Here is a 16,801-nt window from a genome sequence, read left to right on the forward strand (position 1 = left end):
ATACATCTGCTACATTGATATAGATACTGGTTCATCTATATCAATTCACCCTTATATAAGAGTAGATGTATGGAATTTATTTTAGAACCTTGGCACTGGTTTGTATTGGGCGTCGCTTTGATGCTTTTTGAACTAATTTTGCCGTCTTTTGCTGCGCTATGGTTTGGCGTTTCTGCAATTTTGGTTGGGATCTTATATTGGATCTTTCCATCCATGGACTTTAATGTCCAAATTGTGGTTTGGATTATTTTTGCCCTGCTCTGCACATTTTTGTGGTTCAAATTTATTAAGCCTTTATCCATTGATAAAACCAAAGCAGGTCTGTCCCGTGAAGCGACGATTGGCCAAGTGGGTATGGTGATTCAAACCCAGCTCAATCATGGCAGCGTTAAAGTTCGCTTCCCGATGCCTGTTTTAGGTTCAGACGAATGGCATTGCCGTACCCAAGATGCACTTCAAGTCGGCGACCGTGTTCGCGTGACCGATATTTTAGGCAATGATTTAGTCGTCCAACTGCACAGCAGCAACCACCCCACTGACAATCCATAAATAAGTGAGAAATGACATGTCTGGTGTTTCTATTGTTTTTTTAGCGCTCTTAGTTTTTGTAGCCGTCACCATTTTTAAAGGTGTCCGTATTGTTCCCCAAGGTTATAAATGGATTGTTCAGCGTTTAGGTAAATACCATACCACGCTCAATCCGGGACTGAACTTTGTGATTCCGTATGTCGATGAAGTGGCTTATAAAGTGACAACCAAAGATATCGTGTTAGATATTCCTTCTCAGGAAGTGATCACACGTGACAATGCGGTACTGCTGATGAATGCTGTGGCTTACATCAATTTAACCACGCCTGAAAAAGCAGTTTACGGTATTGAAAACTACACATGGGCAATTCAAAACTTAGTTCAAACCTCTTTACGTTCTATTGTCGGTGAAATGGACCTTGATGATGCACTTTCATCGCGTGATCATATTAAGGCTAAACTTAAAGCTGCTATTTCTGACGATATCTCTGACTGGGGTATTACGCTTAAAACTGTAGAAATTCAAGATATTAAACCTTCTCATACCATGCAAGCGGCAATGGAAGAGCAAGCGGCCGCTGAACGTCAACGTCGTGCGACAGTGACCAAGGCAGACGGTGAAAAACAAGCGGCTATTTTGGAAGCGGATGGTCGTTTAGAAGCTTCTCGTCGTGATGCAGAAGCTCAAGTGGTACTGGCAGAATCTTCACAGCGTGCAATTGAAATGGTGAGTTCAGCCGTCGGCGATAAAGAAATTCCAGTTGCGTACTTACTGGGTGAACAATACGTCAAAGCCATGCAAGATATGGCTAAATCTAATAATGCCAAAACTGTGGTATTACCTGCGGATGTACTGAATACGATTCGTGGTGTGATGGGTCGTAATAACTAAATCTCCGTATTAATTAAAATGGGTCGTGACATACGGCCCATTTTTATGCCCAAAGCAAAAAAGAAGGCAAAGTTTGTGAATTTATGTTTAAATTTCACGTTATTTTTTTGACGTTTTAGGACTTATCGTTCGATTTCACCTACTTGGCTTAGGCAAATCCCATTGAGTCCCCTAATTAAACGCAATTGTCCAACGCCAAAGCGGATACCGTATGAGCTCCCTGAATCCCACCCTAATTACCTTTCTCTTTTATATTGTCGCCATGGTCGTGATCGGTTTACTTGCATACCGTGCGACCAGTAACTTTTCTGACTACATTTTAGGTGGCCGCCGATTAGGGAGCTTTGTCACTGCCCTTTCTGCAGGTGCATCGGATATGAGTGGTTGGTTGCTCATGGGTCTTCCGGGGGCGATTTACCTTTCAGGTTTATCTGAAATGTGGATTGCAATTGGTCTGATCATTGGTGCTTGGCTCAACTGGTTACTTGTGGCAGGTCGTCTCCGTGTACATACCGAAGTTCAAAATAATGCCCTGACCCTACCTGACTATTTCTCAAATCGTTTTAACGATCAAAAGAAAATCTTACGTATCGTGTCTGCTGTGATTATTTTGATTTTCTTCGCAATTTACTGTGCTTCAGGCATGGTTGCAGGCGCTCGATTATTTGAAAGTATGTTTGGTATGTCGTATAGCACTGCGCTTTGGATCAGTGCCATCGCAACAGTGAGCTATGTGTTTATTGGTGGCTTCCTTGCTGTCAGTTGGACCGATACCATTCAAGCGGGCTTTATGATTTTTGCCTTGCTGCTGACACCTATCGTGGTCATGTTGTCGTTCTCTGATTTAACCCAATTCACTCTGGCATTAGAAGCAGCACGCCCTCAAGCCATGGATGTATTTGCTGACTTAAGTTTTGTCGCAATCATGTCTTTATTGGCATGGGGCTTAGGCTATTTTGGTCAACCGCATATCTTAGTCCGCTTCATGGCAGCTGATTCTGTTAAATCGATTCCCAATGCACGCCGTATTGGTATGACATGGATGACGCTCTGCCTCGGTGGCGCAGTTGCAGCAGGCTTCTTCGGTATTGCTTATTTCCAACAGCATCCAGAACTGGCAGGTGTCGTTACAGCAAACCCTGAAACGGTCTTTATGGAATTGACTAAAATTCTATTTAACCCATGGGTTGCAGGTATCGTATTGGCTGCGATTTTAGCTGCGATCATGAGTACCTTAAGCTGTCAGCTTTTAGTCTGCTCAAGTACATTAACTGAAGACTTTTATAAATCATTCTTACGCAAAAATGCTTCACAAAAAGAATTGGTTTGGGTCGGCCGTATTATGGTGTTAATGATTGCGTTGCTTGCGATCTATATGGCGGGTAATCCTGACTCTAAAGTCCTTGGTCTCGTCGCATATGCATGGGCAGGCTTTGGTGCTGCATTTGGCCCACTGATTATCATGTCATTGTTCTGGAAACGCATGACACTCAATGGTGCTTTAGCAGGTATGGTGGTTGGTGCTGTTATGGTTATTCTATGGAAAAACCTCTGGGGCGATACAGGCGTTTATGAAATTATACCGGGCTTCATCTGCTCACTCATTGCAATCATCATTGTGAGCTTAATGGGCAAAGCACCATCTGCTGAAGTCACTGAAAAATTTGAAGAAGCAGATCGTATCTATAAAGAAAGTATTTAAGACCAATAGCACTTAAATTTAAGTTCTAAATTTTAATATCTGCAAAAAAGGACGCCTAGCGTCCTTTTTTGTTTTTTATCATGTCATCCATTTAGATATTACTTAGAGGTTTCTTGACTTCTGTTCCAAATGTACTTGATATAAAAAAAGCCCACAACATGTTAAATGTGTGGGCTAATGTCTTTACTACGTCATATTAACTTTGACGTTTTAATAAAAACTGCGTGATCTTGTGTAATTCTGCCGCATCTTCTGCAAAATAATCCAAAGCTTGAAGCGCTTGAGCATGTAATTCTTCTGCATAAGCTTGCGCTTGCTCGAGACCCATTAACGCAGGATATGTGGATTTATCCACTTGTTGATCTTTACCCGCTGTTTTACCCAATGCTTCAGTGTCAGCAATAATATCTAAAATATCATCTTGAACTTGGAACGCTAAACCAATCGCGAGACCAAATTCACGGAGTTTAGGAATGGCTTGATCTGTGCCATTAAATATTGTCACTGCAGCCATCATGATTGCAGCAGAAATTAAAGCACCAGTTTTATTTCGATGAATATTTTCCAGTTCATCCTGACTGACATGCTTGCCTTCCGCTTGTAAGTCTAGAACTTGGCCATTGACCATTTTGGAAGTTGCAGTCGCTAAAATTTGCATTTGCTTTAAGATGATCGGCGCTTCAACGGCTGGGCCTTGATCAAAGAGACGGCTGCCTAAAACTTCAAAAGCCATCGATTGTAAAATATCGCCAGCAAGTAAAGCCGTATCTTCACCAAAAGCCACATGACAGGTTGGTTGACCGCGACGAAGTAAATCATTGTCCATACACGGCAAATCATCGTGTGCCAATGAATAACAATGAATAAATTCAATCGCCACAGCAGCACGGCGTACGGCTGCAAAATTGGTATTGGGTTTTAACGCTGCTGTTGCATAACAAAGTGCCGGTCGAACGCGTTTTCCACCCAACATCACAGCATGATACACCGCCCCTTTTAAGGGTTCTGGAATTGAAAATGCATCTAGCGCTGTCAGTAAATCCTGCTGAATACGCTGCTGCGCTTCTGTCAGGGCATGTGTGGAAACGTCTGTTAAAGAAGACACATTCACCTCAAATACTTTAAATATTTAACTGCTTCGTTCATTAGCAAATCGACTGCCAATGTTTTCTGTCAATTTTGACCTGTTGCATCATACTGCTTTCTCAAATCTTTCTCTATGTTACGGCCTAAATCTATGTGTTTTTCCCACAGTCTGATGGTTTTTTAAATGTCGTTTCCTCAAATAGCGCCACATTTTGTCCATCATTAAAATATGTACAATTTTTCGAGCCTTTCTTGGCTTGATATAAAGCCTGATCGGCACGTGCCAATGTTTCAAAAAATGACTCTGTTCCATCCCACAAGGCCACTCCGCATGAGATACTCAGTTGTAAAGCTTTATCTGCATAATTCATAGAAGAAGCATAGATTTGCTCACAACATTGTTGTGCAATCGAACATGCAGTCGATATAGCCGTGCGTGGCAAAATCATTGCAAACTCTTCCCCACCCATGCGATATATTTGTGCATCTGCATGTTGACTAATTTGCATCCTTAAAAGCTGCGCACTTTTTCTTAAAACTTCATCGCCAAATGCATGACCGTAGATATCATTGATTTGCTTAAAATTGTCTAAGTCGAGCATCATCAAACAAATTTCATTGGCTTGTTCAACCGCGAAGCTTTTTTGCCACTGAGAAAGGTCTAAATCAAATCCACGTCGATTTTTTATCCCTGTCAGATAATCAAAATAAACTTGTTGTTCGAGTTGTTGGTTATGTTTCAACAGCGATAATTCGACTTGCTTTAAATTTGTAATGTCCGCACAGCACAACAACACATGTTCCAAATCGCCACTTTGTTGAAACTTAGGTTTGAGCGTGAACCAATAATGCCGTTCATTTTCACTATACATAAAGGGTTCAATGCTATCGTTCTCTAAACAGCGTAAATCAAACTCAGAACTTGTGGCTTTGGTTTTTTGCTGCATCACGGACACATGATTCAATACAATCTCTTGTAAGTCTGACTGAAATCGATGTTTAAATATTTGATTGGCGCATATCAGCTCAGCTGTCGCAGAAAATAACGCAGCAGGCATTGGCAACGCTTCTAATACAGCTAATTGTTCAGTAGGTAGGTCCGATTTTATTAAGTCTTTTTTAAGCATGGTTTCGCTACTTTTTTCAGGGTAAAGCTACGCAAAATGCTAACAAAATTAATCTGACATAAATCACAGAAACTTTCTAATATTAAATGCAGTTCATATTATATAAAAATATATACCAATTCATGATTTGCTTATTCATATAAAAGATAAAGGCAAAAAAAAGCCCCTGCAAAGCAGAGGCTGATTTCAAATGAGATGTTAAATACTTAATCTAAACTATCCGCAGGAATACGCACCCAGCCTTCCATTAAGACACGCGCACTTCGGCTCATCACGGCTTTTTTAACGACCCACTGACCATTTTCATAAATTGCTTGCGCACCTACACGTAGCGTCCCAGATGGATGTCCAAAACGCACAGCTTCTCGCTCCCCACCACCCGCGGCTAAGTTCACAAGCGTCCCCGGTATCGCCGCAGCTGTACCAATGGCAACTGCCGCTGTGCCCATCATGGCATGATGTAGTTTCCCCATCGACAAGGCACGAACCAATAAGTCCGTATCTTGTTCAGAGATTTGTTTAGAACTCGAAGATGTATAGGCTTTCGGTTTTGAAACAAATGCAATCTTTGGGGTATGTTGACGCTGTTCTGCTTCAGCAATATCTGAAATCAAACCCATTTGCTGCGCACCATAAGCACGGATTTTTTCAAAACGGGCCAATGCCTTAGCATCACCGTTGATCGCATCTTGCAGTTCAGTTCCGACATAACCAATATCTTCTGCATTTAAGAAAATGGTTGGAATGCCTGCATTAATAAATGTTGCAGGGAAACTGCCTTCATCGGGTACGGTTAAGGTATCGACCAAATTCCCTGTAGGGAACATAGCGCCGCCATCTTCACCATCATCTGCTGGGTCTAAAAATTCAATTTGAACTTCGGCTGCTGGGAAGGTCACACCATCTAGTTCAAAATCACCAGTTTCTTGTACTGCACCATCAGTAATAGGTACATGCGCAATAATGGTTTTTTGAATATTGGCTTGCCAAATACGAACCGTACATAAACCATTTTCAGGAATACGTGATGCCTCAACCAGACCATTTGAAATGGCAAATGCACCAACCGCTGCCGTTAAGTTTCCGCAGTTACCGCTCCAGTCTACAAATGCTTTATCAATCGACACTTGTCCAAATAGGTAGTCGACATCATGCTCAGGCTGTGAACTTTTTGCCAAAATAACGGTTTTACTGGTACTTGATGTTGCTCCACCCATCCCATCAATTTGTTTGCCATAAGGATCTGGACTGCCAATCACACGTAATAAAAGTTGGTCGCGAACTTTTCCAGCTTGTTGTGCTGCAAGCGGTAAATCATCTAGCTTGAAAAATACACCTTTACTAGTACCACCACGCATATAAGTCGCTGCAATCTTAATTTGGGGAGCAAAACTCATTTTTATTGAATCCTTAATCTTTATCATTGTGTTTTGGCAGAGCGTTCTTTTCTGCGCTTTTGCATCATACAATGTTTAATTGAAGTTTTAACAATCACATGACTTAAGTATAAAAAAACAACATTCGATACCTTTTCCATATAAAGCCAAGTATAAGAATTTCAATTAAAATAAAATTAATCTATTGATTCATAAATTTTTAATTCAGCATTTAAAACGAAAAATAGGTTATTAAATATATAAATATTTTTCATAAATTTTGAGCTACTAGGCTATTCATTCTCTATACATTACAATTACCAAAATTAAACCATTCTCGGGAAGAGTAACTTGACTACCAATTCCTCCGAACTCAAGCGTGGCTTAAAGAATCGTCATATTCAATTGATTGCCATGGGTGGTGCAATTGGTACAGGCTTATTCTTGGGCTCAGCGCATGTGATTCAATCTGCTGGACCATCCATTATTCTCGGCTACGCCATTGGCGGTCTGATCGCCTTTCTAATTATGCGTCAGTTGGGTGAAATGATCGTCCATGAACCTGTAGCAGGTTCATTTAGCCATTTTGCATATAAATATTGGGGGAAATTTCCAGGTTTCTTAACAGGTTGGAACTACTGGATTCTCTATATTTTAGTGGCAATGACAGAACTCACCGCTGTTGCGAAATACATCAATTACTGGTGGCCTCATATTCCAGCGTGGGCATCTGTACTATTCTTCTTCGTGATCATTACTTTAGTAAACTTAGGTAATGTAAAGTTTTATGGTGAATCAGAGTTTTGGCTGTCGATTATTAAAGTCACTGCGGTTATTTCGATGATCGTATTTGGTTTGTATTTGCTACTGACTGCAGATGCTAACTCAACAGCATCATTTACCAACTTATGGAGTCAGGGCGGCTTCTTCCCAAATGGTTTTGAAGGCTTATTCTTCATGCTAGCTTTCTTGATGTTCGCCTTCGGTGGTATTGAACTGATTGGTATGGCGGCAGCGGAAGCTGAAAATCCAAAAGAAACTATTCCAAAAGCGATTAACCAAGTTGTATTTCGTATTTTGATTTTCTACGTGGGTTCTTTGACTATTCTATTGTCACTTGTGCCATGGAATCAGCTTGAACTAGGTGGTCTAGACAAAAGTCCATTTGTGATGATCTTTAGCCAACTGGGTATTGATTGGGCTGCACATTTACTGAACTTCATTATCCTAACTGCAGCACTGTCTGTTTATAACAGCGGTATGTATGCCAATAGCCGTATGCTTTATAGCTTGGCAAAACAAGGTAATGCCCCAAAAGTTTTCGCAAAAACTAACAAAAGTGGCGTGCCAATTCCAGCAGTATTACTTTCTGCAGTACTGATTTTCGGTTGTGTGCTCTTAAACTACTTCGTACCTGAAGATGCGCTTGGTCACTTAATGTATGTGGTTGTTGGTGCCCTTGTCCTGAACTGGGCGATGATTACCATGACTCACTTACAGTTCCGCCGTGCAAAACGTATTTTGAATTTTAAAACCTCATATCCTGCACTTTGGGCACCAGTCAGCAACTACATCGTTCTGATCTTTATTGCTTTAGTTCTATTTATTATGTGGACTCAGGGCTTTATGGAATCAGTTCTAATGATCCCTGTTTGGATTACAGTCATGTTATTAATGTTTAACTATCTTAATCCTAAAGATTTGAGCGACATTGACCCTAATGAAGTTCATAAAGACTAAGTAATTTAAAAAGTTATTGTTTCGACAATAACTTTTTTTTTAGCTAAAATAGGAGTACATTAGCCTCCGTCATGCGCTCTTAGCTTAACTGGATAGAGCAGTTGCCTCCTAAGCGACCGACGTGGGTTCGAGTCCCGCAGAGCGCACAATTTTTTGGACACCTCACCTCTCTGATTTTTTTCAACTCACATTTATCAATAAAACTAAATTCAGAATTCTTAAATCCAATTTTTACATTTCAAATTCAAAATTCATCTCTGATTTCATTAACTTAATCTTTGTTTTTACTGATTTTACTCTTGAGAGTTTGTTTTTAAGAAGAATTGAATAGCACTTTTAAATTCCCTAACCATCTATTTGTCAATGCAAAAAATGACACATGGTGTGGTTTATAAGGCCAAAAAATCAATTTATGACTGCCCATATCAAAATATTTTCAATTATTTTTAGGTTTAGAAAATAATGCAGTAACTAAAAATATTAAATAATAATCAAAATGTTATATGTATTAATTAGTACATTTACTCTAAATAGTTCGTTTTTCAATCATATTTTTTAATCTAGAGCATTTACTCTTATTTTAATTGTGCTATTTTTGTCACATGGAGTAACAATTAAGCCCAAGAGTATTAAAAAGTTTTCCATAACGAATATATGCAGTAACCATAAAAATCAAATTCGTATCTCAAGGAATGACGAAGAATGAAATTAAAAACTTTAGCTACAGCCATGATTCTTGCTTCAGTTCCAATGACAGGTGCTTTTGCAGCAGCACTAGATCGTTCAGGGCAATCTATTTCTGCATTTTTACAACCAGGGAACTATTTTGAAGCAGGTATTTCGGTTTTAGATCCGAATGTTTCAGGGAAGATGAACAGCACTGCACCTGCTAGCAACCCAACATTAGGAGCTCTTGCTAATACATCACTAGATGACATGGCGGGTGATTACTATTTTCCACAAGCAGCATTAAAATTACAGCTAACTGATAATTTTTCTTTTGGTTTACTATATGATCAACCTTTTGGTGCAGAAGCTAAATATAGTCCAACAGATCAAACACTACCAGTTGCAGGTAACCCTGGTGCATTCCAATTAATGGGCGAAACAACAGAAGTCGAAGTTAACACTCAAAATATCTCGATGATATTAGGTTTTCAACCAATTGAAAATTTTAACATATACGGCGGTGGTGTTTATCAAACAGTAAAAGGTGATGTTCAACTACGTGGTATTGCATATGGAGCAAACCAAGCTCTCGGTTTATATAATGCAAATATGAAAGAAGATAGTGCCGTTGGTTGGTTGGCAGGATTAGCGTACCAAATCCCAGAAATTGCTTTAAAAGCATCTATTACTTACCGTTCTGAGATTGATCACGAAGCTGCAACCACTGAAACTGGAAGCAGTGCTCTACTAGGCGGTGCTTTTTCAACGCGTGCTGACACTAAGATCACCACACCGCAGTCTGTTAACCTTGATTTTCAAACTGGTATCATGGCCGATACTGTCGCATTTGCAAATGTACGTTGGGTAGATTGGTCAAATTTTGCAATTCGCCCAACCGCTTTTGGTAAAGCATCTGAAACATTAGGTGCCCTTGGTCGTGGTCCTGTTGGTGGATTTGACCTTGTTGCTTATTCTGACGATCAAATCAATGCTACAGTTGGTATAGGTCGTAAATTGAGTGAACAATGGGCTGGTAACGTTTCTGTAGGTTGGGATTCTGGTGCAGGCAACCCTGTATCAACACTTGGTCCTACTGAAGGCTACTGGAACGTTGGCTTAGGTTTACAATTCAGCCCAGCGCCTAACTACTTTATCGCAGGTGGTGTTAAATACTTCATGTTAGGTGATGCTGAAGCACAACCTGCATCAATGTTTGGTACAAATGAATCAGTAGCATCATTTGAAGATAACGATGCATGGGCTTACGGTCTAAAAATCGGTTACCGCTTCTAATTCTCGGTATTAGTAGATTGGAAATATATCCAATCTACTATTGTAAAAATAATTTAATTCAAATGTTCATAGATTGAGCATTTGAATTTTTTAAGTTCAAAGTTAAACATTAAGTTAAATACTCTATTTTTTTATTTATAAATCATAAACATAAATAACACCTTCTAGAATAATTACTCTAGCATTGCTTATTTTTTAACTTATACAGTTCATTTTTAGAGTAGCAACTCTTATTTACTGTTTTTCTATTTATGTTACTTTCCACACATTGAAATAACATCAAAAGTTACAAACAGGGAAAAGTATGCGCTTAAATCACCTTAGCTACGCAATTTTACTTACCGCTTTACCAACAGCATCATTATTTGCAGCGGGTCTAGATCGTTCAGGTCAGTCTATTTCAGCATTCTTACAACCTGGTAACTACGCAGAAGCTGGCATTTCTATTTTAGACCCAAAAGTAGAAGGTCAAGATTTACTGAAAAATAAAGTTGATGACATGGGTGAAGACTACTACTTCCCTTCAGCAGCAATTAAAGTACAAGCGACAGATAAAATTTCTTTAGGTTTGATCTATGATCAACCGTATGGTGCAGATGCAGCATACGACAGCAATTCATTTTTCTTCGGTTCAAACGGCACGGGTACAAGTGTTGAAGTTGATACACAAAACCTAACAGCGTTAATTGGTTACCAACCAACAGAGAACTGGAACTTCTATGCAGGTCCAGTATGGCAAACTGTTGAAGCAGATATCAAACTCCGTGGTTTAGCTTACCAAGGCCTTTCTGGTTATAACATCAAGATTGCTGAAGAAGAAGCATATGGTTGGTTAGCAGGTTTCGCCTACTCTATTCCAGAAATTGCTTTAAAAGCTTCTGTAACGTATCGTTCAGAAATCAAGCACAAAGCAACTGGTGAAGAAACTTATACGCTTTCATCTCCTATGACTGTTGCTCCTGGTGTTACTCTACCTACAGGTACTACGATCGGTTTAGCTGACGCTCGTGTTGATGCAATTACACCGCAATCTGTAAACGTAGATTTACAAACTGGTATTGCTGCAAACACTTTAGCTTTTGCTAACCTTCGTTGGGTTCATTGGGATCAATTTGCAGTAACACCGCAAGCATTATTCCAACGTTCAGGCGGCAACAATTTAATTGATTATTCTGACGATCAGTACTCAATCACTACAGGTATTTCTCGTAAGTTCAATGATAAATGGGCGGGTACTGCAGCTGTGGGTTATGACTCTGGTGCAGGTAACCCTGTAACAACACTTGGCCCAACTGAAGGCTACTGGAGTGTTGGTTTAGGCGGTCAATACAGCCCTGCTGAGAACTATTTCATTCAAGCTGGTGTGAAATACTTCTGGTTAGGAGATGCGAAAGCGCAAACTGGCGGTACAGTTGTTGGCGAATTCAAAGACAATACTGCGCTTGGTTATGGCATGAAAATTGGCTATCGCTTCTAAGAATTAAAAATACCAAAAGCTCCTATATGGGGCTTTTTTTATTTTTGCATGTGACCCATTTCACACAATACATTTAGAATTTTATATAAGTTGCTTATTTTTCAAACAATTGATTTTATATCAATAATTTAATGGATATTTATTTTATATATTTAATAACAATAGTTTATCTAAAAATTACTAAAGTATTTATTCTAATTATTTAAAATCAACAGCTTTTTTTTACCCTAAGTTCAAATTTAGAGTCTTTACTCTTTTTTTTATTATGCTATTTTTTGGTGCAAGATATGATTAAAAAAATTACATATCTTTAAATTTTATTAACGCATTGACGCGTTTTTTATACTAGGAAAGTAGAAAAATGAACTTAAAAGCATTAACAAGTGCCATTTTATTTGCCAGCGTACCAATGACAGGGGCTTTTGCAGCAGCAATGGATCGCTCTGGGCAGTCAATTTCTGCATTTTTACAACCGGGTAATTATTTTGAAGCAGGGATTTCAGTTTTAGATGCCGATGTTTCTGGCAAATTAAAAGATAATTATACAGTTACAGGTGGTGGTGCAAATACAGCAAAATCAATTCAAGGTACTGAACTTGGTGATATGGCAGAGAGCTATCATTTCTACAATGCTGCATTAAAAGTACAAATGACAGATAATGTTTCATTTGGATTAATTTACGACCAGCCTTTTGGTGCTAAAGCAAAATATTCAACAAATGATAAACGCCAAACCGATAGTGTTTCACTCAAAACCAATGAAGTTGGCGCATTTACTGTCGGAGATGAAGCAACATCCGTTGATGTAAATACACAAAATTTATCATTTATTTTTGGATACCAACCAAATGAAAATTGGAATATTTATGCAGGTCCAGTTTATCAGACAGTTAAAGGTGATGTGACTTTACGTGGTTCTGCTTATGGTCCATTTGGAGGAGTTAACTGTCCGATTAGCGCTTGCAGTTTGAATTCCACAATTCAAGGTACTAAAGATAAATTTAATGGTTATGAAGCTCGTATAGCAGAAGATTCTTCTGTTGGTTGGCTTGCTGGCTTTGCTTTTCAAATACCGGAAATTGCACTTAAAGCATCAGTTACTTACCGCTCGGAGATTGAGCATAGTGTAACTCCTGATGAAGTTATGCCAGCTAACTCCCTGATGGGCGGCTTAGGTGGTATTAAACCTATGGTAGATGGTTATGAATTTAAAGAGGGTAAAACTGATGTAACCACACCACAGTCTGTAAATTTAGATTTTCAAACGGGGATTATGGCCAATACAGTAGCATTTGCTCAATTGCGTTGGGTAGATTGGTCGGAATTTAAAATACGCCCAAATAAATTTGGTCAATTAGCATCTGCTCTAACAAACAAAGTAATTGGTGACCCACGTGGCTTTGATTTAGTTGCCTACGAGAAGGATCAAATTTCGGCGAATGTGGGTGTCGGACGTAAGTTTAATGAACAATGGGCTGGCACAGTCATGGTTGGTTGGGACTCTGGGGCTGGCAACCCTGTATCGACTCTTGGCCCAACAGAAGGTTATTGGAGCCTCGGTTTAGGTGGACAATTTAGTCCAACACCACAAACATTTGTACAAGCCGGTGTTAAGTACTTCTGGCTAGGTGATGCAAAATCACAAGTTGCAAGTCATTTCGGTACAGATGAATATGCTGCAAACTTTGAAGATAACGATGCAATTGGTTATAGCTTGAAAATTGGTTACCGTTTCTAAGTTGCTTTAAAAACTTTGGATTAAACAAGAAAGGGCGCTATAAGCGCCCTTTTCTATAATTTGCTATTCAGAATTAAGCTGGAATATCACGAACTGAAGCATTACGAATCGCTTCTTTTAGTGCATCATAGCCATGAATTGGTGGGAACTGTGGAAATTCAGCAATCACATTGTCAGGCGCATCAAATAAGAAACCCGCATCCGCCTCACCAAGCATCGTCGTATCGTTATAAGAATCACCTGCTGCAATCACACGGAAGTTTAACCCATGCAATGCTTGAACGGCTTTACGCTTTTGATCAGGTTGACGAAGCTTATAAGCTGAGATCATACCATTTTCATCAGTTTCTAACTTGTGACAGAAAATCGTTGGCCAACCAAGTTGTTGCATTAATGGATGTGCAAACTCATAGAAGGTATCTGAAAGAATAATCAATTGAAAATGAGTACGTACCCACTCTACAAACTCTTTTGCACCTTCAAATGGCCCCATATCTGCGATTACGTCTTGAATATCGTTTAAACCCAAACCGTGTTGTTTTAGGATATTTAAACGCTGAGTCATCAACACATCGTAATCTGGAATGTCACGAGTCGTTGCTTCAAGTTCTTTAATGCCTGTTTTTTTCGCAAAATTAATCCAAATTTCAGGTACTAAAACCCCTTCTAGATCTAAACAAACGACTTCCATGCACTCTACCCTCTGTTAAGTGAAAAAAATTTTCAATATCATAGCGGAAGAATAAAAAAATGCATTGTTCTTTTTTAAATCTATTTTTTTCATAAGTATCTATTTTTTAGTGATAAGTGTGTTTTAGCATTTCCATTAAAATAGTTCTGAAATAAATTAATATAGGTTTTAACGTTCCAAGCCTATAGCCAGGACATTCATGACTACCATCCCTACTATTGACCTTGTCGATGCACTTGCATCCGAATATGCAGATAAATCACCTTCTGAGATTATGAAACTTGCGCTAAGCCAGCAAGGTGAAGTTGCGATTTCCTTTTCTGGTGCAGAAGATGTTGTACTGATAGATCTTGCATCGAACTTAGGGATTCCATTTCGTGTATTTAGTTTAGATACCGGTCGCTTACACCCTGAAACTTACCAATTTTTAGATACTGTCCGTAAACATTATAAAATTGATATCGAAATCTGTTTCCCAGAAAGTGATGCCGTACAAAAACTGGTGACAGAAAAGGGCTTTTTTAGCTTTTATCAAGATGAACATAAAGAATGCTGTGGTATCCGCAAAGTACAACCTTTGCGTAAAAAACTAGCCACTTTAGATGGGTGGATCACTGGTCAACGTAAGGACCAAAGCCCTGGTACACGTAATGAAATTCCAGTGGTACAAGCTGACCCAGGTTTTTCAGGTCCGGGCAAGCAATTAATTAAATACAATCCTTTGGCAAACTGGTCTAGCGCTGATGTATGGAACTATATCCGTCTAATGGAAATTCCATATAATCCACTACACGAACGTGGCTTTATCTCGATTGGCTGTGAACCATGCACTCGACCTGTTTTACCGAATCAACACGAACGTGAAGGTCGCTGGTGGTGGGAAGATGCAACCCATAAAGAATGCGGCTTACACGCAGGCAACATGAAAAAATAAAGAGCACAAAACCACTGCACAGCAGTGGTTTTTTCAACGCATCGATACACATAATTCCGTATCATTTCAACGTAAAAACGCTATACTGCAAATGACAATTTAATAATTCTAACAATGCTACTCATACATGAGCAGCTGTAGAAATTGCAGTGAGGCAATCAACGCTATGCGTCCATTACATCCTATTGATTTCATATTCTTAAATTTAGAGAAACGGCAACAACCGATGCACGTAGGTGGCCTATTTTTATTTCAGATCCCTGACAATGCACCTGATACTTTTATTCAAGATTTAGTCGCAGATATTCGTAATTCAAAATCCATTCCTATTCCTCCTTTTAACAATAAACTCAATGGCTTCTTTTGGGATGAAGACGAAGAGTTTGATTTAGATCATCACTTCCGCCATATCGCACTGCCGCATCCCGGTCGTATTCGTGAACTTTTGACTTATATTTCTCAAGAACACAGTGCGCTGATTGACCGTGCAAAACCGCTTTGGACTTGCCATATTATTGAAGGCATTGAAGGCAATCGTTTTGCCATGTACTTCAAGATCCACCACGCGATGGTTGATGGCATTGCAGGTATGCGTTTAGTTGAAAAATCACTTTCGCATGACCCAGATGCTAAAAGTATTGTACCGCCATGGTGTGTGGAAGGCCCTCGTGCAAAACGCCTCAAACAGCCTAAAGTCAGTCGTATGAAAAGTTTGTTATCGACCATTAAGGGACAACTTGACTCAACTCCACGAGTTTTGTATGAACTATCACAAACTGTAATGAAAGATATGGGGCGTAACCCAGATTATGTATCTAGCTTCCAAGCGCCGAGTTCAATATTAAACCAACGGGTCAGTTCTTCACGTCGTTTCGCTGCTCAGTCTTTTGAATTTTCACGTTTGTCACATATTGCCAAGTCACTTGGTGTAACAATTAACGATATTGTGCTCGCAATTTGTTCAGGTGCATTACGTGAGTATTTAATTACACAAAATGCTTTACCTAAAAAGCCATTGATTGCCATGGTGCCTGCATCGGTTCGTACCGATGATTCAGATATGTCAAACCGTATTACCATGATTTTGGCAAACCTAGGAACCCATAAAGAAGATGCGCTAGAACGCTTGAAGATTGTGCGTCGTAGTGTGCTCAATGCCAAAGAACGCTTTAAGCGGATGAACTCGAATCAAATTTTAAACTACAGTGCTTTCGTTTACAGCGCAGCAGGTTTAAATATTGCATCAGGCTTTATGCCAAAACGTCAGGCCTTTAACTTGGTGATTTCAAATGTTCCCGGCCCACAAGACCCGTTATATTGGAATGGTGCACGTTTAGAAGCGCTCTACCCTGCGTCCATTGTTTTGGATGGTCAAGCGCTTAATATCACCATGACTAGCTATTTAGATAAGCTTGAAGTGGGTCTAACCGCATGTCGTAATGCGCTGCCAAAAATGCAAAATTTACTAACACATTTGGAAGAAGAAATTCAACGATTTGAAGCTATTGTGAACCAAGATTCCCCAAAGTTACAGGCGGTTAGCTAACC

General features: G+C 39.4%; 13 protein-coding genes and 1 tRNA gene. 10 read left to right on the forward strand and 4 right to left on the reverse strand.

The window, feature by feature from the left end; all coding sequences use genetic code 11:
* Window positions 1–69 precede the first annotated feature (69 nt).
* The 3 genes from M5F03_RS01080 to putP all read left to right on the forward strand — a co-directional run bounded on the left by M5F03_RS01080 (window position 70) and on the right by putP (window position 3,122).
* Window positions 70–549 (forward strand): NfeD family protein, encoded by a 480-nt coding sequence (locus M5F03_RS01080; RefSeq protein ID WP_249706003.1) that lies wholly within the window; start codon window positions 70–72, stop codon window positions 547–549.
* Window positions 550–565: 16 nt separating this feature from the next.
* Window positions 566–1,420: an SPFH domain-containing protein gene (locus M5F03_RS01085; RefSeq protein ID WP_078189969.1), complete on the forward strand. Its 855-nt coding sequence runs from the start codon at window positions 566–568 to the stop codon at window positions 1,418–1,420.
* Window positions 1,421–1,631: 211 nt separating this feature from the next.
* Complete coding sequence (gene putP / locus M5F03_RS01090) at window positions 1,632–3,122, forward strand: sodium/proline symporter PutP (RefSeq protein ID WP_180007428.1); 1,491 nt, start codon at window positions 1,632–1,634, stop codon at window positions 3,120–3,122.
* A gap of 196 nt (window positions 3,123–3,318) precedes the next feature.
* On the opposite strand, the gene M5F03_RS01095 is transcribed toward putP, so the two are convergent.
* From M5F03_RS01095 to prpF, 3 genes are all read right to left on the reverse strand, one after another.
* Complete coding sequence (locus M5F03_RS01095) at window positions 3,319–4,227, reverse strand: polyprenyl synthetase family protein (RefSeq protein WP_078193048.1); 909 nt, start codon at window positions 4,225–4,227, stop codon at window positions 3,319–3,321.
* Window positions 4,228–4,357: 130 nt separating this feature from the next.
* Complete coding sequence (locus M5F03_RS01100; protein WP_249706005.1) at window positions 4,358–5,335, reverse strand: GGDEF domain-containing protein; 978 nt, start codon at window positions 5,333–5,335, stop codon at window positions 4,358–4,360.
* 206 nt (window positions 5,336–5,541) lie between these two features.
* A complete protein-coding gene (gene prpF / locus M5F03_RS01105) occupies window positions 5,542–6,732 on the reverse strand; it encodes a 2-methylaconitate cis-trans isomerase PrpF (protein ID WP_168379031.1) in 1,191 nt (396 codons plus the stop codon).
* A gap of 330 nt (window positions 6,733–7,062) precedes the next feature.
* On the opposite strand from prpF, the gene M5F03_RS01110 reads away from it, so the two are divergent.
* The 5 genes from M5F03_RS01110 to M5F03_RS01130 all read left to right on the forward strand — a co-directional run bounded on the left by M5F03_RS01110 (window position 7,063) and on the right by M5F03_RS01130 (window position 13,628).
* Window positions 7,063–8,451, forward strand: a complete 1,389-nt coding sequence (locus M5F03_RS01110) for an amino acid permease (RefSeq protein WP_111885597.1) — start codon at window positions 7,063–7,065, stop codon at window positions 8,449–8,451.
* Between the two features lie 73 nt (window positions 8,452–8,524).
* Window positions 8,525–8,597 (forward strand) — tRNA-Arg (locus M5F03_RS01115).
* Window positions 8,598–9,153: 556 nt separating this feature from the next.
* Window positions 9,154–10,413 carry an OmpP1/FadL family transporter gene (locus M5F03_RS01120; RefSeq protein WP_249706019.1) on the forward strand — a complete coding sequence of 420 codons (1,260 nt, stop codon included), beginning with the start codon at window positions 9,154–9,156 and terminating at the stop codon, window positions 10,411–10,413.
* Between the two features lie 304 nt (window positions 10,414–10,717).
* A complete protein-coding gene (locus M5F03_RS01125; RefSeq protein ID WP_180092270.1) occupies window positions 10,718–11,890 on the forward strand; it encodes an OmpP1/FadL family transporter in 1,173 nt (390 codons plus the stop codon).
* Between the two features lie 361 nt (window positions 11,891–12,251).
* Entirely contained in the window at window positions 12,252–13,628 is a 1,377-nt protein-coding gene (locus M5F03_RS01130) for an OmpP1/FadL family transporter (protein WP_180024054.1), read from the forward strand.
* Between the two features lie 73 nt (window positions 13,629–13,701).
* Here M5F03_RS01130 and thrH read toward each other — a convergent pair whose 3' ends face one another.
* A complete protein-coding gene (gene thrH / locus M5F03_RS01135) occupies window positions 13,702–14,319 on the reverse strand; it encodes a bifunctional phosphoserine phosphatase/homoserine phosphotransferase ThrH (protein ID WP_180077308.1) in 618 nt (205 codons plus the stop codon).
* A gap of 199 nt (window positions 14,320–14,518) precedes the next feature.
* Here thrH and M5F03_RS01140 point away from each other — a divergent pair, with 199 nt between their 5' ends.
* Together M5F03_RS01140 and M5F03_RS01145 are read left to right on the forward strand one after the other, a co-directional pair.
* Window positions 14,519–15,253, forward strand: a complete 735-nt coding sequence (locus tag M5F03_RS01140; protein WP_168379034.1) for a phosphoadenylyl-sulfate reductase — start codon at window positions 14,519–14,521, stop codon at window positions 15,251–15,253.
* Between the two features lie 166 nt (window positions 15,254–15,419).
* On the forward strand, window positions 15,420–16,799 hold the full coding sequence (locus M5F03_RS01145; RefSeq protein WP_249706021.1) for a WS/DGAT/MGAT family O-acyltransferase: 1,380 nt from the start codon (window positions 15,420–15,422) through the stop codon (window positions 16,797–16,799).
* The last annotated feature ends 2 nt before the right edge of the window (window positions 16,800–16,801 follow it).

Origin of the sequence: Acinetobacter amyesii, assembly GCF_023499985.1 — a bacterium.
GTDB classification, from domain to species: Bacteria; Pseudomonadota; Gammaproteobacteria; order Pseudomonadales; family Moraxellaceae; genus Acinetobacter; species Acinetobacter amyesii.

Bases quoted from the DNA above. Each gene is read 5' to 3' on its own strand.
- thrH (WP_180077308.1), bottom strand. From the start codon at position 14,319: ATGGAAGTCGTTTGTTTAGATCTAGAAGGGGTTTTAGTACCTGAAATT.
- M5F03_RS01085 (WP_078189969.1), top strand. From the start codon at position 566: ATGTCTGGTGTTTCTATTGTTTTTTTAGCGCTCTTAGTTTTTGTAGCC.
- M5F03_RS01120 (WP_249706019.1), top strand. From the start codon at position 9,154: ATGAAATTAAAAACTTTAGCTACAGCCATGATTCTTGCTTCAGTTCCA.
- M5F03_RS01100 (WP_249706005.1), bottom strand. From the start codon at position 5,335: ATGCTTAAAAAAGACTTAATAAAATCGGACCTACCTACTGAACAATTA.
- putP (WP_180007428.1), top strand. From the start codon at position 1,632: ATGAGCTCCCTGAATCCCACCCTAATTACCTTTCTCTTTTATATTGTC.
- M5F03_RS01140 (WP_168379034.1), top strand. From the start codon at position 14,519: ATGACTACCATCCCTACTATTGACCTTGTCGATGCACTTGCATCCGAA.
- M5F03_RS01145 (WP_249706021.1), top strand. From the start codon at position 15,420: ATGCGTCCATTACATCCTATTGATTTCATATTCTTAAATTTAGAGAAA.
- M5F03_RS01130 (WP_180024054.1), top strand. From the start codon at position 12,252: ATGAACTTAAAAGCATTAACAAGTGCCATTTTATTTGCCAGCGTACCA.
- M5F03_RS01125 (WP_180092270.1), top strand. From the start codon at position 10,718: ATGCGCTTAAATCACCTTAGCTACGCAATTTTACTTACCGCTTTACCA.
- M5F03_RS01080 (WP_249706003.1), top strand. From the start codon at position 70: ATGGAATTTATTTTAGAACCTTGGCACTGGTTTGTATTGGGCGTCGCT.
- prpF (WP_168379031.1), bottom strand. From the start codon at position 6,732: ATGAGTTTTGCTCCCCAAATTAAGATTGCAGCGACTTATATGCGTGGT.